Annotated in this window: 21 protein-coding genes and 1 tRNA gene; 12 read left to right on the top strand and 10 right to left on the bottom strand. The window is 68.4% G+C overall.

Annotated features, from left to right (window positions below; translation table 11 throughout):
• Nucleotides 1-5 precede the first annotated feature (5 nt).
• Complete coding sequence (locus ADL25_RS27065) at nt 6-1,190, top strand: MraY family glycosyltransferase (protein WP_059130444.1); 1,185 nt, start codon at nt 6-8, stop codon at nt 1,188-1,190.
• Between the two features lie 453 nt (nt 1,191-1,643).
• On the opposite strand, the gene ADL25_RS50755 is transcribed toward ADL25_RS27065, so the two are convergent.
• On the bottom strand, nt 1,644-2,162 hold the full coding sequence (locus ADL25_RS50755; protein ID WP_059130443.1) for an acyltransferase: 519 nt from the start codon (nt 2,160-2,162) through the stop codon (nt 1,644-1,646).
• A 177-nt stretch (nt 2,163-2,339) separates the two neighbouring features.
• On the opposite strand from ADL25_RS50755, the gene ADL25_RS46515 reads away from it, so the two are divergent.
• Entirely contained in the window at nt 2,340-3,524 is a 1,185-nt protein-coding gene (locus ADL25_RS46515; protein WP_234381059.1) for a glycosyltransferase, read from the top strand.
• 102 nt (nt 3,525-3,626) lie between these two features.
• Nucleotides 3,627-4,931: a lipopolysaccharide biosynthesis protein gene (locus ADL25_RS27050; RefSeq protein ID WP_059130441.1), complete on the top strand. Its 1,305-nt coding sequence runs from the start codon at nt 3,627-3,629 to the stop codon at nt 4,929-4,931.
• Between the two features lie 44 nt (nt 4,932-4,975).
• Here ADL25_RS27050 and ADL25_RS27045 read toward each other — a convergent pair whose 3' ends face one another.
• From ADL25_RS27045 to ADL25_RS27030, 4 genes are all read right to left on the bottom strand, one after another.
• Nucleotides 4,976-5,803, bottom strand: coding sequence for a class I SAM-dependent methyltransferase (locus ADL25_RS27045; RefSeq protein ID WP_059130440.1), 828 nt, complete (start codon nt 5,801-5,803; stop codon nt 4,976-4,978).
• Nucleotides 5,803-7,083 carry an O-antigen ligase family protein gene (locus tag ADL25_RS27040; RefSeq protein WP_147317999.1) on the bottom strand — a complete coding sequence of 427 codons (1,281 nt, stop codon included), beginning with the start codon at nt 7,081-7,083 and terminating at the stop codon, nt 5,803-5,805. The genes ADL25_RS27045 and ADL25_RS27040 overlap by 1 nt, the downstream gene beginning before the upstream one ends.
• 125 nt (nt 7,084-7,208) lie before the next feature.
• Nucleotides 7,209-9,128 carry an asparagine synthase (glutamine-hydrolyzing) gene (asnB, locus tag ADL25_RS27035; protein ID WP_063805757.1) on the bottom strand — a complete coding sequence of 640 codons (1,920 nt, stop codon included), beginning with the start codon at nt 9,126-9,128 and terminating at the stop codon, nt 7,209-7,211.
• A gap of 176 nt (nt 9,129-9,304) precedes the next feature.
• Nucleotides 9,305-11,164, bottom strand: a complete 1,860-nt coding sequence (locus ADL25_RS27030; RefSeq protein ID WP_059130437.1) for a DUF4012 domain-containing protein — start codon at nt 11,162-11,164, stop codon at nt 9,305-9,307.
• 564 nt (nt 11,165-11,728) lie between these two features.
• Between ADL25_RS27030 and ADL25_RS27025 the strand changes: the two genes are divergently transcribed.
• Both ADL25_RS27025 and ADL25_RS27020 read left to right on the top strand, forming a co-directional pair.
• Nucleotides 11,729-12,700, top strand: coding sequence for a Yip1 family protein (locus ADL25_RS27025; RefSeq protein ID WP_079050591.1), 972 nt, complete (start codon nt 11,729-11,731; stop codon nt 12,698-12,700).
• 299 nt (nt 12,701-12,999) lie between these two features.
• Nucleotides 13,000-13,788 carry a hypothetical protein gene (locus ADL25_RS27020; RefSeq protein ID WP_234381053.1) on the top strand — a complete coding sequence of 263 codons (789 nt, stop codon included), beginning with the start codon at nt 13,000-13,002 and terminating at the stop codon, nt 13,786-13,788.
• Nucleotides 13,789-13,926: 138 nt separating this feature from the next.
• Here the strand turns inward: ADL25_RS27020 and ADL25_RS27015 are convergent, their stop codons facing one another.
• From ADL25_RS27015 to ADL25_RS49880, 3 genes are all read right to left on the bottom strand, one after another.
• On the bottom strand, nt 13,927-14,436 hold the full coding sequence (locus ADL25_RS27015) for a phosphoribosyltransferase (protein ID WP_059130435.1): 510 nt from the start codon (nt 14,434-14,436) through the stop codon (nt 13,927-13,929).
• A 7-nt stretch (nt 14,437-14,443) separates the two neighbouring features.
• Entirely contained in the window at nt 14,444-15,019 is a 576-nt protein-coding gene (gene dcd, locus ADL25_RS27010) for a dCTP deaminase (RefSeq protein ID WP_059130434.1), read from the bottom strand.
• Between the two features lie 73 nt (nt 15,020-15,092).
• The gene (locus tag ADL25_RS49880; protein ID WP_181923112.1) at nt 15,093-15,251 is read right to left on the bottom strand and encodes a hypothetical protein; all 159 of its coding nucleotides are present in this window, start codon (nt 15,249-15,251) and stop codon (nt 15,093-15,095) included.
• A gap of 271 nt (nt 15,252-15,522) precedes the next feature.
• Between ADL25_RS49880 and ADL25_RS27005 the strand changes: the two genes are divergently transcribed.
• The 3 genes from ADL25_RS27005 (at nt 15,523) to ADL25_RS27000 (ending at nt 16,292) form a co-directional block, all read left to right on the top strand.
• Nucleotides 15,523-15,596, top strand: a tRNA-Gly gene (locus ADL25_RS27005).
• Nucleotides 15,597-15,633: 37 nt separating this feature from the next.
• Nucleotides 15,634-16,032 (top strand): hypothetical protein, encoded by a 399-nt coding sequence (locus tag ADL25_RS46510; RefSeq protein ID WP_079050590.1) that lies wholly within the window; start codon nt 15,634-15,636, stop codon nt 16,030-16,032.
• A 32-nt stretch (nt 16,033-16,064) separates the two neighbouring features.
• Entirely contained in the window at nt 16,065-16,292 is a 228-nt protein-coding gene (locus tag ADL25_RS27000; RefSeq protein WP_234381052.1) for a hypothetical protein, read from the top strand.
• A 239-nt stretch (nt 16,293-16,531) separates the two neighbouring features.
• Here ADL25_RS27000 and ADL25_RS26995 read toward each other — a convergent pair whose 3' ends face one another.
• Complete coding sequence (locus tag ADL25_RS26995) at nt 16,532-16,825, bottom strand: hypothetical protein (protein ID WP_159045009.1); 294 nt, start codon at nt 16,823-16,825, stop codon at nt 16,532-16,534.
• Between the two features lie 564 nt (nt 16,826-17,389).
• Between ADL25_RS26995 and ADL25_RS26990 the strand changes: the two genes are divergently transcribed.
• From ADL25_RS26990 to ADL25_RS26975, 4 genes are all read left to right on the top strand, one after another.
• Nucleotides 17,390-17,593: a cold-shock protein gene (locus ADL25_RS26990; RefSeq protein ID WP_004986771.1), complete on the top strand. Its 204-nt coding sequence runs from the start codon at nt 17,390-17,392 to the stop codon at nt 17,591-17,593.
• Between the two features lie 181 nt (nt 17,594-17,774).
• A complete protein-coding gene (locus ADL25_RS26985) occupies nt 17,775-19,265 on the top strand; it encodes a DEAD/DEAH box helicase (RefSeq protein WP_181923110.1) in 1,491 nt (496 codons plus the stop codon).
• Between the two features lie 84 nt (nt 19,266-19,349).
• On the top strand, nt 19,350-19,646 hold the full coding sequence (locus ADL25_RS26980) for a CBS domain-containing protein (protein ID WP_374203003.1): 297 nt from the start codon (nt 19,350-19,352) through the stop codon (nt 19,644-19,646).
• 47 nt (nt 19,647-19,693) lie between these two features.
• On the top strand, nt 19,694-20,008 hold the full coding sequence (locus ADL25_RS26975; RefSeq protein ID WP_059130430.1) for an SCO5918 family protein: 315 nt from the start codon (nt 19,694-19,696) through the stop codon (nt 20,006-20,008).
• A 118-nt stretch (nt 20,009-20,126) separates the two neighbouring features.
• Here the strand turns inward: ADL25_RS26975 and ADL25_RS26970 are convergent, their stop codons facing one another.
• Nucleotides 20,127-20,501, bottom strand: a complete 375-nt coding sequence (locus ADL25_RS26970; RefSeq protein WP_059130429.1) for a hypothetical protein — start codon at nt 20,499-20,501, stop codon at nt 20,127-20,129.
• Between the last annotated feature and the right edge of the window lie 497 nt (nt 20,502-20,998).

Genomic DNA, 20,998 nt, shown 5'->3' with positions numbered 1-20,998 from the left:
CCGGCATGGGCGCAGCGGTCGTGACGACGAGCGCGGGCTGCGCGGCCCTGCTGCTCGGACTGCTGCTGACGGAGCCGCTCAGACGCTTCGCCCTGCGCCACGGGATCACCGACCGCCCCAGCCCTCGCAAGGCGCACACCTGCCCGACGCCCTATCTCGGCGGAGTCGCCGTCGGTGCCGCCACTCTCGCCGCCGCGGCCGTCGCCGTCCTTCCCCGAGGGGTCTTCGACCCGGTGCTCGGCGTTGTGCTCGGCTGCTCCGCGCTCATGTGCGTCCTCGGACTCATCGACGATCTGCGGCAGCTCAGTGTGCGGTTCCGGCTGTGCGTCGAGACCTCGGCGGCCGCGGTGGTCGTGCTGGCCGGGGGGTGTCCGACCATCCTCGGCGGCCCCTTCGACGCGGTGTTCGCCATCGTGTGGATCGTCTTCGTGACGAACGCGTTCAACCTGCTCGACAACATGGACGGTGCGGCCTCGTCCCTGTGCGTGGTCATCGGCGCGTTCCTCTGTGCGACGGCCCTTGCCGACGGGCGGATCGGCCTCGCCGTGCTGACGGCGGCTCTCGTCGGGGCCTGTCTCGGTTTCCTCTTCCACAACCGGCATCCGGCGCGGATCTTTCTCGGGGACGCGGGCTCGCTCTTCCTCGGCTTCATGCTGGCCTCCGTGATGACGGTGGTGCACCACGACGTCGACGGCCTCTCCGGACCCGCGGTGCTTCTTCTCCCCACCCTCGTCCCGGCGCTGGACACGACGTTGGTGATGCTGTCCCGCTACATGGAGGCACGACCGCTGCTTCAGGGCGGCACGGACCACATCTCCCACCGGTTGCGCCGATTGGGCCTGACGGTTCCCCAAGTCGTGCGTGTCATGGGTGCGTTCGCGACGGCGGGGTGCCTCGCGGCGGTGCTGGTGGCCCATGGTGTGCTGGCACCGGGCATGGCGCTCGTCGCCGCCTGTGCCGTGGGTGTCGGCGCGGTACGGCTCCTGCTCGTCATCCCGGCCACCGCGGGTGCTTCACCGGTCGTGTCCGCGAGCGGGATCCACCGCACGGCCTCGCAGTCCAGGCCTGCCGACGGCGGATTCGGACGCCGTCACCGGCCGTTCCGGCCGACGGCGGTGCCGCATTCGCGGGAAGCCCGGAAGCCCGCCACGCTGCCCCGCACCGCGGGCACTCCCGCTGCACCGCAGTGACGTCGTAGCCGCTGCGGCGGCGCCGTCCGGGCCGGTCCCGCGCTCGACGCGGGGCCGACCCGGCCCCGCCCCGGCCCCAACGAGCAGACTCACCGCTCGCGCAGGCGCGGCGTCGGCCGAGGCGTCCGGGAGAACGGGTACGGCGGGCGCGGAGGCGCGCTGCACGACGGCGAAACGCATAGGGGAGGAGTTCCTACACCGGCTCGCTTCATACGCATGACCGCACGAGCGAACGCCTCGACCACGGCATGTCCGATTCGACCGCACTGCGGGGAGACGAACAGGAGTCGTGAGAGCACTGTGCAGGATGCCTGCGCAGCCACGAGGGCGATGGGGCCCGCCGAGTGAAATGACTTCGAGTGGTCACGAAGTGCCGAAGTCACCCTCGCCCGGAGAATCCAATGTCTCATTCAGCTCAAGGTCGACCCGAGCTGATTCTTCCTCATGTTGCTCTCACTTCTCACGAGCGCGGATCACCCTCGCCGGGTTTCCCGCCACAACCATGTCCGAGGGTACGTCTTTTGTTACCACGCTTCCGGCCCCGACGGCGGCACCACGGCCAATCGTCACACCCGGCAGAACCGTCACCCGGGCACCAAGGAAAACGTCCTCCTCCACGACGATGTCGGCATGGACCGGGGCGTGATCACGGAAACTTTCCCCGACTTTTGGCACCGGGTGATCACCTGTGATGAAAAGGCACTCCGGGCCCATGTTTACGTAAGCGCCGAGGAATACGCGGCCCAAGCCGAGGATCCGGGTTCCCTGCCCGATCGCGGCACCTCTTCCCATCCTCAGTGTCGGTGGCAGGCTGACGTGGGAATGGATCATGACCGGCCCCCGCACCTCCGCGCAGATCTTCTCCGCGCACCAGCAGCGCAGGACGCGCGCGCCCGGGATGCGCCGGTCCAGTCGCTGAGCGATCAGCTTGTAGAAACAGCGGACGCCCCAGACGAATGGTCGATTTCTCATACGGGCGTTCCTTCCGTGGACCAGCAGGGTTTAGCAGACTTTGGGACTCGTTCGAGAGGCGCTCGGCTCCGCTGTGACACGCGGACACGCGACCGCCGAAACCATGGCTTCGATCGATATGCCGCCTACGCTACGACACCATGTGCACGATCCACGGAAATAACAGGTGTGCCGCACATGCCGTTGACTGACAAAACACCAGCACCCCAGGCTCCTTGGACCCGGCGCACAAGGCCGGGTCAGTCACTCGAGAAAGTATGCCTGTTGATCGGACAACTCGGCCTCGGCGGCGCGGAGAAACAGCTCGTCCTACTCGCGCAGGGGCTGAGCGATCGCGGAATCCGGACCCATATGCTCGTCATGTTCCACCTGGGGCCGCGGGCGGAAGGACTCCGGAAATCCGGCGTACACGTGGTAGAACTTGGATTCTGCCGACGCCCCCTCGGACGAAGGCAGATCATCGCCAACCTACGTGCATGCGTCCGCCTGGTGGTCTTCCTTCGCGAAGAAAGACCACAGATTCTCCAGGCCTTCCTGATGCACGCCTACATGACGGCCGCCCCCGCCGCACGGCTGGCACGCGTGCCGGTGCTCGTGGCGGGGCGGCGGAGTCTCGGCTTCTTCAAGAAGGACAACCGAGTGGTACTCGCGCTGGAACGGGTCGCCACACGTTGGACGGACTTCCTGGTCGCCAACGCGTCCGCGATCGCCGACGAAGTCCGGCGCGAGGAAGGCGTACCGGCGGCCAAGATCGCCGTGATCCCCAACGGGATGCAACCGACCGAATTCGAACCCGCCGAACCCGCCGATGTCGTCAGCCTGCTGCCAGTGGTGCTGTGCATCGCCAATCTCACCGCCCACAAGGGGCACCGCTATCTCCTGGAAGCCTGTGCGGCGTTGAGTCGCCGGGGAAGTCCCTGCACCCTCCTCCTCATCGGTGACGGGCCTGAACGCGCCGGACTGCAGGAGATGGCCGACCGCCTGGAGATCGACGCCCGATTCCTTGGGGCCCGCGCCGATGTATCCGGGTTTCTGACCCGGGCCGACGTGGTCGTGCTGCCATCCCTGTACGAAGGGTCCAGCAATGCCGTCATGGAGGCCATGGCGGCCGGCCGGCCGGTGGTGGCCACTTCCGTCGGCGGCACCCCGGAGCTTGTGGAGGGGCGCGGGGTGCTGGTGCCCCCGGTGGACCCGGCGGCCCTCGCCGAGGGAATCCACCAGTTGCTGAGCGACCCGGACGCTGCCGCTGCCCTGGGACGGGCTGCGCGCGAGTGGGCCATGGCCAACCTCACGGCCGACGTCATGGTGGACCGGTATGTCGCGCTCTACCGGCAACTGCTCGCGCGCCGGTCCGGAGTCTAGTGGGGCGGCCTGAGCCCACGGAAACGGCCCGGTCCGAATCGTCGCACCGCACGCTTTCCGAACAGCCCCGGCTGTTCGTCGTCGGGGAGGTGTTCCGGCACAGTGGATGACCGCCGACCGCAGTTCGCCTGGATACTGCTGGCCCGTGCCGGCACCCTCGCCATGGGCATTCTCGCCAGCGTCGTCGTGGCGAGAGCTCTGCCACCCGAGGGACGTGGAACCTACTACATGGCCGTCACTGTCGCCACGGCCGCCATGACGCTGGGCCATCTGTCCATCGATCAGGCACAGACAGCCATGTGGGCGCGAGAAGGGCAACGACCTTCCCTCGATGCGAACAGCTTGCCGCTCGGCCTGGTCATCGGTTCCGCCGCGGCTGCCGTGGCGATCGGGCTCGGCCTGGTGTTCCAGGGCAGCGCCAATGTTCCGGACGTCTCTCTCCTGGCGACGGCCTGCGCGGGCGTGCCCTTGGGCATGAGCGTGTTCTACGGGACCAACATCATGGTTCTGCGGTCCCGTACCCGTGTGGCGGGACGCGCAATGCTGGCGAGTGCGGTAGCCCAGTGTCTCTGCCTGGTCGTCCTCGGATTGACCGGACACTTGACCGTCCAGATGGTGGTGGTCGCATGGGTGGTCTCGATGGCCGCTCCCCTGGCCGTGCTGATCGCCGCAGGAGGAGTCACCCTCGGGCTGCCCGACCTGGGTCTCGCCGCCGCGACGTGTGCCAAGGGACTACGGCTTCACGCCGGTTCGGCAGCCGCATACCTGCTGCTGCGGTCGGACGTCTTTCTGCTGAACGCCCTTGCCGGGCCACGGGAGGTCGGGATCTACACGCTCGCGGTGACCCTGGCGGACCTGAGCCGAGTAGCCGTCGACGTGTTCTCACAGGTCACTCTCTCCCTCCAGTTCGACGGCGACGTGAGCGGATCAGCGATGGTCACGGCGCGGATCGTCCGGTTCACCATGCTGCTGGGCGTCGCGTCCGCGGTGACGACCGTGACCGCGGTATCGATACTGATCGTCCCGCTGTACGGGCATGCGTACGCGGCCGCGGCCACACTCGTCGGCTGGCTGGTCCCTGGGGTCCTGCTGCTGTCGGCAGCCCGGCCGCTGTCCAATTTCCTGCTGCGTCAGCGGTCGTCGCGCCTCGTCGTGTTCCCCTCGCTGATCGCACTGGTGGTTAACGTCGGATTGAACGCAGTGGCGATTCCCGTCTGGGGCGCAATCGGGTGCGCGCTCGCTTCCACCGTGGCGTACGGGACGCTCGTCGCCTTCCAGGTGGCGTATTTCAGCCGGGTGAGCGGACTCGGCTGGACGTGTCTGCTCCCTACGAGCGCCGAGACGGCACGCTTCACGATGGAGGTGAAGCACCGGTTCAAAGCACTGCGCATCGGCGGGGTGCCATAACCGGGTATCGCCCTGATGTGCCTCGGAACCCGGCCTCGGAGGTCTCATTCACGGGTGAACACGAACTCGTTGCAGCCGATCCCTCCCTTGCAGGTCTTCAGGTGAGACAGTTCGAAGCCACGCTCATGGCAGAAGGAGAAGACCTCCTCAGGCGTGGCGACCTGGAAGGGATAACCTCCCACCCAGTCGACGAGGTCGTGCTTGCGTGACATGCCACGCGGCCGGGGGACAGTCCCCTGCGGGGTGCCCTGGACCCGCTTGGTCAGCCTCTGGGCGGCGCGCAGCGGGGCGTGCCTGCCGAGATAGAGCAGGCTGCCGGTCAGCAGCAGTTGCCGCCCCAGCACGCCGGAGGCGTTGTAACGCCGTTTCACGGCTGTCCACATCCGGCTTTCCGGTCCCTGATCGTTGTAGATCGACACGTACAGCGTTCCCCCGGGAGCGACGAGGCCGCAGACGGCCTCCATCGCCGCCCAGAGATCGCCGGTATGGTGCAGCACGCCCCACGAGTAGACGATGTCGGCCTGGTCCAGTCGCTGCACGAACTCCGCGTCGAGGATGGAGGCGTGCTGGATGCTCCAGTCACTGTCCGGGGCGAATTCCAGGCGGAGCTTTCCGGCTGCTCTCACCGAGTCGGGGTCGTAGTCGAACGACCGTACACGTGCGCCCATACGCAGTGCCGCCAGGGAGAAGAGCCCGCTTCCGCAGCCGACATCCAGGAAGGTGCGTCCGGTCAGATCGCATGTGCCGAGGGCAGCCTCCAGCGATCTCGTGGCACCGGCGATGCGCTCTTCGTCGATCAGCGTCCCGAATCGGAGCCAGTTCCGCCCGAAGGCGAAGCGCCGGCCCTGGCTGATCTCAGTCTCGCAGTCCATCATTCGGCTTTCCTTAACGTCGTGCGGAAGAGGGTTTGGGGATCAGCCTTCCGGCGTCTGCCTTGGGCCAGCAAGCAGCCCAGGGAGATCCAGAAGGGCGTGGAAATGACCAGGTCTGTGAGGGCGTTAGCGAAGAGCAGCCCTACCGCGTAGGCAAGGCACAGCGCCTGGAGGACGACGCGTTCCGCGCTGTAGCGGCGCGCGAGACCGAACCACAGAAGAGCGACCAGGAGGGCGAGGGTCACCATTCCGGACTCAGCTGCAAGCCTCAGGTAGTCGTTGTGGGTATTGATGAAGATGCCCAGCGCGGACGAGGTTCTGGCGTATTCGGGGAACACCGCGTACCCGATGCCGCGCAGTGGATGATCGAGTGCGACGCGCACTGCCAGAAGGGCGGCCTGCTTGCGCACCTCGGTGTTGACGGTGAGCTCGCTGGGCGTCCTGTCGCCCATCAGGTGGCCCTCGACCGAGTCTAAGGTGCCCGGCAGTACAACCGCCGCGGCCGCGATCGCCAGCGCGATCAGCACCTTGTGCCGCAATGGACGGCTGGCGAGAAGAACGCAGGCCAACCCCACCGCAGCCGTCGCCAGCGCCCCTCGGGACCGGGTCAGCAGCAGTGCATGAGCGCAGACGACAGCCGGGACGAGCCACGACCGGGACCGGCTGAATCGTGCCAGACCCACGGCGGCGACCAGGGAGAGCGCGAGGACGACTCCCAGGTAATTGGGGTTCAGGCCCAACCCGATCAGGCGGTCGGAGGCGTACTCCCCTCGGACAAGGAGGTATCCGGCGGCACCCGCCCCGGAGCCGGCCACGACCTGGGCGATGCGGCGAGGATCGGGAGGCGCCAGGATCGAGGCGGTGAGCAGACCTAATCCCACCAGCAACAGAGTCCACGAAGTCCACGACCGTTGTGCGGGGAGGGTGGAAGCCGCAGGCATCAGACAACTCACCGTGACGGCGAGGGCCGTGAGCAATACCAGAACCAGCTCCGGGCGCAAGCGAAATCCGCTCAGCACAATCCGGAACAGCAGCACTCCCACGGCACCCAGGACCACCTTCAGCACCGTGCCGCCAGGATTGATGGCGGCGATCACCGGGACCAGTCCCAGCACCATCAACAGGGCCATGTCCGGCCGCGTCCACGCCACGAGAGCGAAGCAAATCAACGCCGCCGCAGCAACGGCCGCAAAGCCGTGGAACAGGGCCAGATACGCCGCCACCGGCCCGGCGGCCAGGATCCCCACCCGGCCTGCCACGGCGGCGGAGAGCGGTCTCAAGTTCGTCCTACCGGTGAGCAAAACTGGTCCTCCACGCGACCATCGGTGAGGAGACCCGTCGGATCGCCACTGCGAACGGGCACTCCCATGGGAATCGAACCCGGCGCACGGGAACGCGGCGCCGATCAGCCCGTGTGCCGCAGCGGCTGACCGGCGACCGCCGGCGGCACGGGCTGCGGCCGGTCGACGAACCTGCGGTGCCAGAGTTCGAACTGCATCAGCGCCCAGATCCGGCGCGCGTGGTCCTCCCCGGCCTCGTGTTCGCGGAGCATGGTTCTCACCGCCTCCGGCCGGAACAGTTCCCGGTCCGTCGCTGTCCGGTCGGTGAGCACGTCCCATGCCACGTCCCTCAGATCCGTTCGCAGCCAGTGGGCCATCGGCACCCCGAACCCCTGCTTCGGCCGGTGCAGCACCTCATGCGGAAGCCAGTCCCGCAAGGCCTTCTTGAGCAGGTACTTGGTGGTGCCGCCGCGCACCTTCAGCTGCGCGGGCAGCCCGGCCGCCCACTCCATCAGGCGGTGGTCCAGGAACGGCGACCGGGCCTCCAGCGAGTTGGCCATCGTGCTGATGTCCACCTTGACCAGCAGGTCTCCGGGCAGGTAGGTGTTCACGTCCACGTCCATCAGCTGGTTCACCCGGCTGATGGCGCGGGTCCCGCGGAAGGCCTGGTCCACAAGGTCGTAGCTGTCGATCCCGACCGTGGCCTCGAGCAGCCGTTCCGTGTACAGCGCCTGCTTCTGCTCCGGCATGAAGTAGGACATCATCCGGGCATAGCGCCGCTGCGACGTCTCGCCCAGCAGGGTCAGCGCGCGGCCCGCCCTGCGCCGCATCGAGCAGGCCGGACCGGCGGCCAGCAGAGACCGTCCCATGTGACCGACGACCGGGCGCAGGGCCCCGTGGACCCGGAAGCGCTCCAGCCCGGCCATGCGGACATATCGGGTGTATCCACCGAACGACTCGTCGCCACCGTCGCCGTTCAGGACGACGGTCACATGCCGGCGGCTCAACTGGGCCACGTAGAAAGAGGGGATCGCGGACGAATCCGCGAACGGCTCGTCGAAGTACCACGCGAGTGTGGGCAGGATGTCGAGGGCCGAGGCCTCCACGACGAATTCGTGGTGATCGGTTCCGTACTGCCGCGCCACCGCACGGGCGTGCGCCCGCTCGTCGAACCGGGTGTCCTCGAATCCGATGGAGAAGGTCTTCACGGGCTCCGTGGAGACCCGCGCCATGGCCGCGACGACGGCGGAAGAGTCGACGCCCCCCGACAGAAAGGCCCCGAGCGGGCGCTCCGACACCATGCGGATACGCGTGGCCTCGAGCAGGAGCTCCCGGGTCCGCTCGGCCGCCTCCTCCTCGTCCGGTGCGGGGACCGGCGAGAAGTCGAGCGACCAGTAGCGCTTCACCTGCACCCGGCCGCCCTGCCAGGTGAGCAGGCAACCGGGCGGCAGTTTGCGTACACCGCGGAGGATCGACCAGGGCGCCGGGACGTACTGATAGGTCAGATAGTGGTGGAGCGCGACCGGATCGACCTCGCCCCCGGCGCCGGCGACCGTGCTCAGCGCCTTGAGTTCCGAGGCGAAGGCGAGCTCACCGGCGGTCTCCCGGTAGTACAGCGGCTTTTTGCCGACACGGTCGCGGGCGAGCAGCAGACGTCCCTGGCGCGCGTCCCACACCGCGAACGCGAACATGCCGCGCAGATGGCGGACGCAGTCCTCGCCGTGTTCCTCGTAGAGGTGCACAAGGCATTCGGAGTCGCCGTTCGTGCGGAAGGTGTGACCACGGCCCTGCAGATCCCGGCGCAGCTCGGGGAAGTTGTAGATCTCCCCGTTGAAGACCGCGATCACACTGCGGTCCTCGTTGAAGACGGGCTGGTCTCCTCCGCCGACGTCGATGACGGCCAGTCGCCGCATGCCGAGGGCCACATGGTCGTCGGTGTGGAACCCCGCACCGTCCGGGCCGCGATGGGCGAGGACGTCGCACATCGTCCGCACGGCCGCCGGGTCGGGGGACGCCGTCGACACCATGCCCGCTACGCCGCACATCGGCCCTCCCTCATGTGGTGCAAGAAATGGAACAACTACCGAAGAGATCCAGGCTGGCACCATACCGGCGCATTCAGCACAAAACAGTCAACCCGCAAAGGGGTGGTGCCATCGGGTGACGGCCCGGACAGCACCGGAACGGCTCCTCGCCGCACCGCACGCCGATGCACGGGGCACTACGATCCGGCTGCCGCACACCGCGGACCCTGACGTACCGTCACATGCAGGGGGCGGGTCAGCTGTTGCCGCAGCACGGTGGGCGCACGGTCGGACGGCGGCTCCAGCAGATGCAGCGTCAGGGTGCGGCTCGTCCCCCGGGGCACCTCGACATCGAACGTGTACACCGGATGTCCTCGTTCCGTCCCCTGCGCCGAGAGGGCGGCCTTCCCGTCGAGGCGCGCCTCCACCAGCCCCGCCCCGGCGGTCGCGAAGTACGAGACGAGCAGCCGGTTGTCGCCCCGGCGGGCCCCATGAGCGGGCTTGTCCAGCCGGTCGGTGACATAGAGGGGGAGCCCGGTGACGGGCGCGCGGTTGGTGAGGACCGCCTTGACGGTCACCTCGCGGCCGTCGGCGGTGCAGCGCCCGGGCGACCATTCCAGCGAGCGATCGAGGTAGTAGTCCAGCTTCGTGCCGGCGGCGTTGTTGATCACAAGGCCGGCATAGGCCCCCGGCCCCTGCGGCACGGAGCCTCCGACGGGGCGCGCGTTCAGCTCCTGCTGCTCGTCCGCGTGCGCGCTCCACACGGTCATCTGCCCGCTGTGCAGCACCTCGTACAGGCCCCGGAGCAGGGCGGGCCGCCGTTGGGCGTCCCCGGCGGCGGTCAGCAGCCGTCCGGCGGCCGCGCGCGCCACGTCGAGCAGAAAGGCCTTGCGCCTGACCGGGTCCGGATACATCGCGTAATTGGTGCGCTCGGTGAGGTCCACCACGTTGGCCGCGGTGACGGACGTGCCGTCGGCCAACCGCGCCGGCCCGACCGCGGCCAGCAGTGCGGACAGCGCGCCCGGATCCAGTGAGAGCACGCCGTCCACGCGCTGCCGGCTCTTGGCGTGCCACGCGGCGGACCAGATGCGCGCGGCGTAGGGGAAGTGCGGGCTCATATTGGAATTCGGCCAGGTCTTCACCGAGTCGTACTGCGCGTACATGGCGGCGAACTCGGCCCCCATGTCGATCGTGGGCCGGGCGGTCGCCATGTCGGTGTCCCGCCCGAACTGCGGCAGTGCCAGTCGGCCCTTGTCGGCGGTCAGCACGGCGTAGGCGCCGGGCATACCCCCCGTCCCGCGCGCCTCGGCGGGGTTCTGGAACACCAGGAGGTAACGGCGCGGACCGCCCTCCCCCAGCATCGGCGGCAACAGGCGGGCGCCCACGGCGGCGTTCTCCATCACGGGCGCCACCCGCTTGAGCCCGGCGAGGAGTTGACCGCGGGCATGGTCGACGGAATGCAGCCAGGTCCGCCGCGGCAGCCTGTCCGCCTCCACTCGGGCCAAGGCCGCCTGCTGCGAGGCCTCCTCGAGATCCGGTACGGCTCTGCGCAGTTCGGCGAGGTTGATATGGCTGCCGCCCGCGTCCGCGGTGACGCGGTCAACGGTGCGCAATGCGGCGGGCAGTACCCGTCCGCCCAGGCGGTCGAGCACCTCGGCCGCGCCGCGCACGGTCTCGAAGGGACCGCCGACGAACGGCAGATGCGCCGCCACGTACCAGGCCGGACCGGCGGTGAGCCGGTGGGCGCGTTCGGCGTGTTCCGCCGCGGAACGGGCGGCCTGCAGGGCGAGTTCACCGCGGTCCGTGCCGTGCCCCGCACTGGCGGCCGGGTCCGAGGGCGTCGTCATCCCCGTGCGCAGGCTGCTCAGATCGTTCCGGCTGCCGACGAGCTCGGCACGCGCCAGCAGGCCGGTGACGAGGATCCACCCGAGGCCCGCGAGGAGAACGACCACGAGCGCCCACAGCAGCAGCCGGACACGCCGGCGGTTCCGCCGGGCCTGGGGTTCGGGGGTGGGCGGGGCGGCCGTGTCGGGGAGGGTCTGGACGGTCCGTGTCATGCGGCCCTCAACTCCCACCGGCAGCGGGGGCGGAGCTCCCGGAAGGACTCGCGGCCATGGATATCGCGCATACGTTCGACAGCTGGCCGCACGACGGGCGACGAAGGCGGCGGACAGGGGCGGCAGGCGTCCGGCCGGCGGCCACGTCGGTGCCGGCCGGACCGTGCCGGACCGTGCGAAGGGCGTTTCGTGGGGCGCGTGGGCTGTTCCACCGTCGCTATCACCTCTCCGCAGTCGCGTCCGCCGTCCGTACCCCGATGCGCCGTGCCGCGCTCGTTCGCGTCGAGCCGTCCGCGCACCACGGACCGGCGAACGGAGTCGGCATCAAGAGGGATCAGGCAGGAAAATCCAACGCCATCACTCGTTTCGAACAGAAACAGACGCGCTCCGGTACGCCACAGACGGCGGAGCGGTGGCACTCGTTCGGCCGCCTCGGAGCTGCGGCGGAGTCCCTGCGCGGGCCGGGTGTCCCACCCTTCGGGCCGGGAGGCACACACAGGATGCGCATGCAAACGACACGGTCACCGATATGTCCCTGATTCCCGTCCCCCGGGCCCTTACGGGATGTCACAGCTCGGCCCCAATGCCCTCCCCTTCCCCCTGGGCCCGGCACGCCGCCCTCCGGTACCGGGTACGTTCGAAGACGTGGCTGGATTCAGGATCGGACGCGACCGGGCGGACCGCGCTCCTCACGCGCGACCGCAGCAACCCCCGTACGGACAGCAGGTGCCGCAGGGCCCGACGTACGGCTACCCCTCCGCGCCGCAGCAGCGGCACGGGGGCCCGCAGCCCCACGGCGGCCGGCAGCAGTGGCGGGGGGCCCAGGGCCAGGGTGAGCCGGAGTACTTCGGCGACGACGGCCAGGGCCGCTTCCACGCACCCGACCCGTACGCGGCGAACAATCCGGGCCATACGCAGGCGTTCTCGGTCGGCGAGGACCCCTACAGCGCGGGCGAGACGTACCGCGCGGGCCAGGCCTCGGCTCCGCCGGTCGGTCCCCGCCTGCACTGGAAGGACCTGCTGCGGGGCATCGTGTTCTCCCCGACCCGGACCTTCCTGCAGATGCGGGACTACACGATGTGGGGCCCGGCCCTGATCGTGACCTTCCTCTACGGCCTGCTCGCGGTCTTCGGCTTCGACGGCGCGCGCGAGGACGCCATCACCGCCACGCTGGACAACGCGATCCCGATCGTGCTGACGACCGCCGTGGCCATGGTGGTCAGCTCCTTCGTGCTGAGCGTGGTCACCCACACCCTCGCCCGCCAGCTCGGCGGCGACGGCGCCTGGCAGCCGACGGTCGGCCTCTCCATGCTGATCATGTCCATCACGGACGCACCGCGCCTGGTCGTCGCGATGTTCCTCGGCGGTGACGAATCCTTCGTCCAGATCCTCGGCTGGGCCACCTGGGTCGCGGCGGGCGCGCTGCTGACGCTCATGGTGTCGAAGTCCCACGACCTGCCGTGGCCGAAGGCTCTGGGCGCGTCGGCGATCCAGCTGATCGCGATCCTGTCGATCATCAAGCTGGGCACGTTCTAGTCGCGCGGGCGCCGAGGTGCCCTGGGGCGCCGCGCGGGAGCATGTCTCCCGAGCGCCCCCGCGGCCACGGGGCGGCGGAACCAGGCGCCCGATGAACTTGCGGCGCGTTCCGCGACGTCAGGCGCCTCATCACACAGAGTGACGTTCACATCCGGGCCCCTTGGTTTGGCGGCGCGGATTCCCACAGATGCGCAGTATGTCGCGAACGTATGGTCACTGATAGTTATATACGGTGACCAGCGTCGCGTCGGGCGGCTACCGGCGCGCACCTGGCCTTCACCTATCTCGAAGGAGTGAGTGTGAACACTCGCTTTGGCATGTCCAAAACAAGGGCGCTGGTCGTCACCGCCCTGGCCACGATCGCGGCCGCCACGGCCCTGGCACCGGCCTCCGCCGCCGCGGACCCGGCCCCTGGGCGCTCGGAGCACTGGGGTGTGATCACCCGCAGCACGGTCGGATCTCCCGTGGCGGCCCTGAGGGACGGTCCGTTCGGCAAGTACGACGTACAGGGGCCGGCCGCCAGGCCGCCCTACGGACAGGGAAGCCTCGGGATCCAGGTGGCGGACAGCTCCGTCGCGGCGGGCGACGCCCGGGAGAAGGTCGACTTCGGCAACGAGGTCGACTTCCACGGCGATCCCGTGCTGGGTCTCAACCGGCTCGGGTTCCATGTGTTCCAGTCCAGCGAGAACGTGACGTACGGCGGCCTCAGGAACATGCCGAACATCAGGTTCGAGATCGATGCGAACCTGAGCACCGTACCGGTCACCGACAACTACACCTCGCTGGTCTGGTTGCCGCCGGCGGCCCCGGCGACCGACCGGTGGAGCGGTTACCTCAACGCCACCAACAGCGGCACCTGGTACCTGACCGGCGCCGAGGGCGCGGCCACGGGCTGCACCTCGCTCTCGCCGTGCTCCTTCACCGAGGTGAAGACCCGTCTGAACGACGGGGGCGCCGCACCCGTCATCCTCACCGTCGCCGTGGGCTACGGCCGAGACAGCATGTGGGTCGGCGCCGTCGACGGTCTGCGGATCAACCAGAACGTCTACGACTTCGAGGCCGACGGCGTCAGGGTCCACCGCGACTGAGCGCCACGACCGGGCAGTACGTCCCGATGACGGACCCTGCCACCCCGGTGCGCACCCCCCTCGTTCAGACAGCGACCTGCAACGAGGGGGGCGCCGACACGACGGCCACGGCCTACGAGGCGACGCCCGCCCGGCGGGTCAGAGCGCTTCCTTCGACGGGGTCACCGGCTCCCCCGACTTGCTTACGGGTGGCAAGACGCTCCACGGAAAGTTGATCCAGGCGTCCGTGCGCTTCCACACGTACTCGCACTTCACGAGCGAGTGGGACTTCTCATAGATCACCGCCGTGCGGACCTCGGCCACGGCCTCGCGGCAGAAGTCGTACACCAGCTTCAGCGTCCTGCCGGTGTCGGCCACGTCGTCGGCGATCAGGACCTTCTTGTCGGTGAAGTCGATCGCGTTCGGGACGGGGGCGAGCATCACCGGCATCTCGAGCGTCGTGCCCACGCCGGTGTAGAACTCCACGTTGACCAGGTGGATGTTCTTGCAGTCCAGGGCGTACGCGAGGCCGCCGGCCACGAAGACGCCGCCCCGCGCGATGCTCAGCACGATGTCGGGACGGTAGCCGTCGTCGGCGATCGTCTGCGCGAGTTCGCGGACGGCGTGCCCGAAGTCGTCGTAGGTCAGGTTCTCCCGTACGTCGGTCATCTCCCGCTCACACCTGGGTCCGGTGGAAGTTGACGAAGGAGCGGGAGGCCGTGGGCCCGCGCTGCCCCTGGTAGCGCGAGCCGTACCGCTCGCTGCCGTAGGGGAACTCGGCCGGCGAGCTCAGCCGGAACATGCACAGCTGCCCGATCTTCATGCCCGGCCAGAGCTTGATCGGGAGAGTGGCGAGGTTGGACAGCTCGAGCGTCACATGCCCGGAGAAGCCCGGGTCGATGAACCCGGCGGTGGAGTGGGTGACGAGCCCGAGCCGCCCGAGCGAGCTCTTGCCCTCGAGCCGCGAGGCGAGGTCGTCGGGCAGGGTGATGACCTCGTACGTACTGGCGAGGACGAACTCGCCGGGGTGGAGGATGAACGGCTCGTCGCCCTCGGGCTCGACGAGCCGGGTCAGGTCGACCTGCTCCACTGAGGGGTCGATATGGGGGTACTTGTGGTTCTCGAACACCCGGAAGTAGCGGTCGAGCCGCACATCGATGCTCGAGGGCTGCACCATGGTCGGGTCGAACGGGTCGATCACGACCCGGCCCTTGTCGATCTCGGTCCGGATGTCCCTGTCTGAGAGAAGCACGTCCCGAGAATACGCAAGGCGCGCGGGGCCGCCACAATCGTGGCCTCCCCGCGCGCCTGTACCGCTGTGGTCCCTACCGCTTTTCCAGGGCCACCGGCACCACACTGCGCAGCCGGGCGCAGCGTGGACACCGGACGAGCCGGCCGGGGCCGAGGCGCTCGGCCTGCTGCATCGGGAACGAAGCGGTGCTGAACACGTGCCCCTCGGCACAACGGACGACGGTGCGCTCCATCAAGTCCTCTGAGTCCCTTCCCCAAGAGTCTTCGTCTCACTGCCGTGACGGACGACGAAAGCACATTACGGGATGAAAGGGACGGCCCTCCAGGCGGCACTCCGGCCGCACACGGCCCCTCTCCACCACCCCCACCGTACGCCCCAACTCCGGCCCGCCGCAGCCGCATCCACACCCCGGAACGACGTCGGACCCCACGGTCTGAGCACCGGGGGTCCGAGATGAGGTACAGTGAGCGGGCATAACGACACCGGATCAACGGGTGTCTTACGCGGGTGTAGTTTAATGGTAGAACATCAGCTTCCCAAGCTGAGAGCGCGAGTTCGATTCTCGTCACCCGCTCCAGAGAGAAACCCCAGGTCAGTGGCCTGGGGTCTGTTTTTTGTCTAGTCCAATTTGGGGGCGGCGTGCCGCCTTCGGCTACCTGCGGCACATCACCGGTGGCCTCGCCCGTCACGCGGCACTCGTCGACTGCCTCACCGAATACTGCCGCCGGCACGAACTGACCCTCGGCGGCGTCTTCACCGACCGCGACGCCACGGTGGCCATCCGCTCAGCAGCCTTCGTCGGGCTGGTCGACGCTCTCCAACTGCCCGACACCTACGGCGCGCTGGTACCTGCCCTCAGCCACCTGGGTCCCAAGGGCATCGGTGCCGAGCGAAGGCGGCAGATAACAGCAACAAGCACCCGCCTGCTCGTAGTCCGTTCTTTCAAACCGACGAGGGATTCCGAGCCGTCCCCCGGCACGAGCGCCGGCCTTCAGCCGCGGGGGGACACATGACGTCCGTTCGTGACGCGCTTCGATGCGCACCGTTGGTCGAAGACGTGCCCGGACTGCGTCTGCTGAAGGTCGGCGACGGCCGGGACTTCGTGCGAACCTCTGCCGGGATCGGCCTTCTGGCTCTGGCCTACCTGCGGGCGGCCGGCACCCCGATCGGTCCGGTGCTCTACGACAGGACCAACGGCCGCCTCTACTACGCCATCACAACCGGCACCGCTGGAGACTGGGACGACCACATCGCCCTCTCCGACCACGAATAAGTCTGTGCCCTACAGGGCGCGGAGGACGAGTTGTTGGGAACAGCGGATCGACGGCAAGTACCCAAAATGCCGGTAGCTGGAGACGGCACTCAAAGCTGGAGATGGCGATATGTCCCCACCTGACTACGAGTATGTGAGCAGATTGGTCGAAACACCCTACGGACGTCTGCACGTCCGAGGCATGGAGGCACTGGCTTACCAATAGTCGCCATGCATGGTTTTCCGGACGATTCACGGATCTATGACCGCATCATCCCGGACAGCGCGAGGCCGAACTCGGCGCGGTACTGGCTGAGTTGGGAATCGATCGCTGTATTCTGGTCGGCCACGACGCTTCGGGTGCCGTCGCGGCCAACTTCACCCTGGACCACGCCGAGTCGGTCGACAGACTCGTCCTCCTCAACTGCTACTACGGGGACGCCCCTTCCTTGCAGTTCCCGGAGTTGATCCGCCTGCTGGGAGATACCAACTTCAAACTGCTCGCCGACGCCCTCATGGACGACCCGAAGATGCGGCAATGGATCCTGGCGCACACTCAGGAGCGGTTCGGCTATGCAGTCGGGGACCCGGGGACCCGGGGACCCGGACAGCGTGGTGGCGGCCTCCGTAGTTCCGCAAGGGTTCGGCGGATGGGACTTCAGTACCAGGACGCTCGCGTCCAAGTGCGGAGCTCGATCGGCCCGCGGGCCGCAAGACCGCCGCGGTCGCCCCGCCGGAATCGCCGTGTGGCCGTTCTCTCGCTGCTGGGGTCTCGGCGCGTTCGTCGGCATGTCGTCAGCTGATGGCGACGGCAGCCGCGCCCAAGCCGTCGAAGGAGGTCACGGCGCTGCGACCGGACAGACTCGACGGCAACAGCGCGGCCCGGGAGAGCAATTCCTGTGGTCGCGAAGTGAGAAATCGACCCGGCGCACGAGAAATATTCCTGAGGTGGGAGACGGCCAGGAATTGTTCACCGCGTGGGGTCGCTCACGACGTGCTACTGTCAGTATCAGTTGCAGGTGTGGTTGCCAGAATGATTTTTCCGGCGGCTGATCATCACGGCGACACGGAAAGCGCACAGAGCGTATTCCTGACACCGTCTCCGAAGGAGAAACAAAATGGCTACTGGCACCGTGAAGTGGTTCAACGCGGAAAAGGGCTTCGGTTTCATCGAGCAGGACGGCGGTGGCGCCGACGTCTTCGCCCACTACTCCAACATCGCCGCCCAGGGCTTCCGTGAGCTGCTGGAAGGCCAGAAGGTTTCGTTCGACATCGCGCAGGGCCAGAAGGGCCCGACGGCCGAGAACATCGTTCCCGCCTGACGCGTCGGCACTGACGCATACTTCGCAACTGGGGCCCGCACCTTGGGGTGCGGGCCCCAGCTCGCTTCATTTTCAGGGCAATTCAGCCCTGTTTTTTTTCGGCTCGTTCTCGCGATTCTCTGCGCCGTTCGTTCTACTGCGGAAATTCCTTGATACGCGCCCACGTCGAGGAAGGTTCCGCATGAACCGTGCACGCACAACTCGCACACGCACGACTCGCACATACGACCGCTCCGGAGGAAGTGCTGCTGTCGGCCGCTCCGGTGTTCAGAGCCGCTCCAAGGGCAACGGAAATCGGCGGGCCGCACAAAGTGAGTTCGCACCGCCGAAAACGACCACACCGGCGTTGCCCGCCGTCGAGACGTTCGCCGATCTCGCCATGCCGACGCCGTTGCTGGCCGTGCTCGGCCACGAGGGCGTGACCGTACCGTTCCCCATCCAGGCGGCGACCCTGCCGAACTCCCTGGCCGGCCGTGACGTACTCGGTCGTGGCCGTACCGGGTCGGGCAAGACGCTCGCCTTCGGCCTCGCGGTAATGGCCCGCACGGCGGGCCGGCGCGCCGAACCACGGGAGCCGCTGGCCCTGATCCTCGTACCCACCCGTGAACTCGCTCAGCAGGTCACCGACGCGCTCACCCCGTATGCCCGCGCCGTCCGGCTGCGGCTGGCCACCGTGGTCGGCGGAATGTCGATCGGCAGGCAGGCGAGTGCGCTGCGGGCCGGGGCCGAGGTCGTGGTCGCGACTCCGGGGCGGCTCAAGGACCTGATCGACCGGGGCGACTGCCGACTGCGGGACGTCGCCGTCACTGTCCTGGACGAGGCCGACCAGATGACCGACATGGGCTTCATGCCCCAGGTCACCGCCCTGCTCGACCAGGTGCGGCCGGAGGGCCAGCGGATGCTCTTCTCGGCGACCCTGGACCGTAACGTGGACCTGTTGGTCCGTCGCTACCTGACCGACCCGGTGGTCCACTCCGTCGACCCGTCGGCCGGTGCCGTCACCACGATGGAGCACCACGTACTCCACGTGCACGACGCGGACAAGCACCGGACGACCACCGAGATCGCGGCACGGGACGGCCGGGTCATCATGTTCCTGGACACCAAGCACGCCGTGGACCGGTTGACCGAGCACCTCCTCAGCAGCGGCGTCCGCGCCGCTGCCCTGCACGGTGGCAGGTCCCAGCCGCAGCGCACCCGGACCCTGGCTCAGTTCAAGGACGGTCACGTCACGGTGCTGGTCGCCACCAACGTCGCGGCCCGCGGCATCCACGTCGACAACCTCGACCTGGTCGTCAACGTGGATCCGCCCGGCGACCACAAGGACTACCTGCACCGTGGCGGTCGTACGGCCCGTGCGGGGGAGTCCGGCAGCGTCGTCACCCTGGTGACACCCGGCCAGCGCCGCGGCATGAGCCGACTGATGGCCTCGGCCGGCATCACCCCGCGCATCACTCCGGTGCGCTCGGGTGAGGCGGAGCTGAGCCGCATCACCGGCGCCCAGGCGCCGTCCGGTGTCCCGGTCGTCATCACCGCTCCGGCCGTGGAGCGTCCCCGCCGCACCTCTTCCCCGTCCCGTGGCCGTCAGGGCCGCACCGGCCAGGGGCGGCCCGCCGGCGCGGCGGTGCGCCGCAGGGCACAGCGGCGCACCGCCATCGACTCGGCGGCCTAGGCCCTGCACGGCCCAGGAGCCGCAGCGGTCTCCCCAGGCCGCAATGGCCACCAAGCCGACCAACCCGCACCGCAGGAGGCACTTTTGACGCCCACTCAGACGCAGGGCCGCGTGGCGGACCCCGCATCGACGACCGTGGTCGACGGCATGGAAGCGTACGGGCCTCGGGTCTGTGACGACATGACCGTCGAGGTGGCTCTGGCCGTCATGGCGGGTGCACGTGTCGAGTACCTGACTGTGTGCGACGGCGACGATCAGAGCACGGGTTCGATCACTCTGGCCCGGCTCGCCGTTCTCCGTGCCAGTTCCACGTACACGGACCGCATCCGTCTGCGGGACGTCCTCGGCAGCCGGCTCCGGCCTGTTCCCGTCCGCGGCTGATCCACCCCGCCCGGGTCAGTTCCTTTCCGTCATGCCTGGGAGGCATCATGCGTTGTGTCATCGCCCAGTACCCGTTCGACCTGACCAAGATCGGGGTGCTGGCCTCGATGAAGGGCGTCAAGCCCGAGCTGGTCACGGGCGCGTCCGTGACCATCGGCCGCCGCCGCTACCCCGTCAAGCAGGTGGGCCAGGTCACCACGGGACAGGACCGCCGTGACTTCACCGTCGGCGAAGTCACCCGGGCCATGGCGCGCCTCGGCTTCACCTGCCACGACGGCCCCGAGGCCGCGCCCGTGAGCGCTCCCCTTCCGCTCCGGACCCCGTCGGCACTGCTCGACGGCACCTGCCCTGTGGACGTGTGAGGACGGGCGGGTAACCGCCCTCAGGATCCCGGTGGGGGCTCTGTCGACGCACCTCGACGGAGCCCCCACTGCTGTGTCCTCGTCCGCTCGGAGAGAGCAGCGGGGCGGGGACAGCGTCTCACCGGTCGAAGTAGCTGAAATCACCCACGGTCCATGCGCTGACGTCCTTGATCGCGACTCGGTACATGCCGCCCGTCTCCGGGATACCGAGGCTGCCCTGCAGGATCCGCGCGAGATGGAAGTGCAGATGCGTGGGATCTCCGCCGCGGCCGGGCCGTTCCCCTCGCGGGCCGCCGGGGAAGACGCCGGAGAACGGGCCGAGGCGGTCCGATTCCTTCAGGACCTCCGCCACCCGCTCCCTCCACACGGCCTCCGGAGCCAGCCGGCCGGTGATGACTGCGCCGCCGACGACCACGGTCAGCGACATCTGATTGCTTCGCTCGGACTCCACCGCGGCGGAGAGAGCGACAAGCAGTTCATCAGGGTTCGACATGAGAGCAGATCCTATTCAGCTGCCTGTCTCGGGCCCGCCCCGCGGGGTGACAGCTCGCGGACGGCGGGAGGCAGTTCTTGACCGAGCGGCGAGTGGCCCCATCCGTCGTGGCGCCGCGCGCGACGACCTAGGGGGAGGTCATCGTCGCAGGTGGCAGGATTCCTCCTCTGCCATAGAGTGAAATCTACTCTTGCCAGAGTAGACATTACCTCGCGGCGTGGTTATGCTTCCTGTCGTAGAACACGGTCGAACGAGACCCGGCAGAAACGAACTGCCGGGTAGTTGTACACGAAGTTCGCAGGTCAGTGCGGCTCTCGAGCCTCGAAGCCAAGGTTTCCCAGAACGGCGACGGCGCTGGGAGCCGCACTGGGCGGCTCGCATGTCGAGGAGCTGCCGCAGCAGTACCGCAGTGCCGATTCATCCAGTGGTTGGTTCAGAGAGGAACGGAGGAGCAGACGCCATCAGGATCGCCCGGCCCGAGAAGCACTCGGCCCGGG

This window comes from Streptomyces sp. NRRL F-5122, from assembly GCF_001507435.1.
GTDB lineage: Bacteria > Actinomycetota > Actinomycetes > Streptomycetales > Streptomycetaceae > Streptomyces > Streptomyces lannensis.
The sequence above is the reverse complement of the archived record's forward strand: the minus strand, read 5'-3'. Positions and strand labels throughout refer to the sequence as shown.

What these genes read in the sequence shown, in the direction of transcription:
- ADL25_RS49880 (WP_181923112.1), bottom strand. Translation starts at nt 15,251, where the DNA reads ATGGAGCGCACCGTCGTCCGTTGTGCCGAGGGGCACGTGTTCAGCACC.
- ADL25_RS50755 (WP_059130443.1), bottom strand. Translation starts at nt 2,162, where the DNA reads ATGAGAAATCGACCATTCGTCTGGGGCGTCCGCTGTTTCTACAAGCTG.
- ADL25_RS46515 (WP_234381059.1), top strand. Translation starts at nt 2,340, where the DNA reads ATGCCGTTGACTGACAAAACACCAGCACCCCAGGCTCCTTGGACCCGG.
- ADL25_RS26975 (WP_059130430.1), top strand. Translation starts at nt 19,694, where the DNA reads ATGCGTTGTGTCATCGCCCAGTACCCGTTCGACCTGACCAAGATCGGG.
- ADL25_RS26970 (WP_059130429.1), bottom strand. Translation starts at nt 20,501, where the DNA reads ATGTCGAACCCTGATGAACTGCTTGTCGCTCTCTCCGCCGCGGTGGAG.
- ADL25_RS27045 (WP_059130440.1), bottom strand. Translation starts at nt 5,803, where the DNA reads ATGGACTGCGAGACTGAGATCAGCCAGGGCCGGCGCTTCGCCTTCGGG.
- ADL25_RS26990 (WP_004986771.1), top strand. Translation starts at nt 17,390, where the DNA reads ATGGCTACTGGCACCGTGAAGTGGTTCAACGCGGAAAAGGGCTTCGGT.
- ADL25_RS27025 (WP_079050591.1), top strand. Translation starts at nt 11,729, where the DNA reads ATGTCACAGCTCGGCCCCAATGCCCTCCCCTTCCCCCTGGGCCCGGCA.
- ADL25_RS27065 (WP_059130444.1), top strand. Translation starts at nt 6, where the DNA reads ATGGGCGCAGCGGTCGTGACGACGAGCGCGGGCTGCGCGGCCCTGCTG.
- ADL25_RS26985 (WP_181923110.1), top strand. Translation starts at nt 17,775, where the DNA reads ATGAACCGTGCACGCACAACTCGCACACGCACGACTCGCACATACGAC.
- asnB (WP_063805757.1), bottom strand. Translation starts at nt 9,128, where the DNA reads ATGTGCGGCGTAGCGGGCATGGTGTCGACGGCGTCCCCCGACCCGGCG.
- ADL25_RS27015 (WP_059130435.1), bottom strand. Translation starts at nt 14,436, where the DNA reads ATGACCGACGTACGGGAGAACCTGACCTACGACGACTTCGGGCACGCC.
- ADL25_RS27030 (WP_059130437.1), bottom strand. Translation starts at nt 11,164, where the DNA reads ATGACACGGACCGTCCAGACCCTCCCCGACACGGCCGCCCCGCCCACC.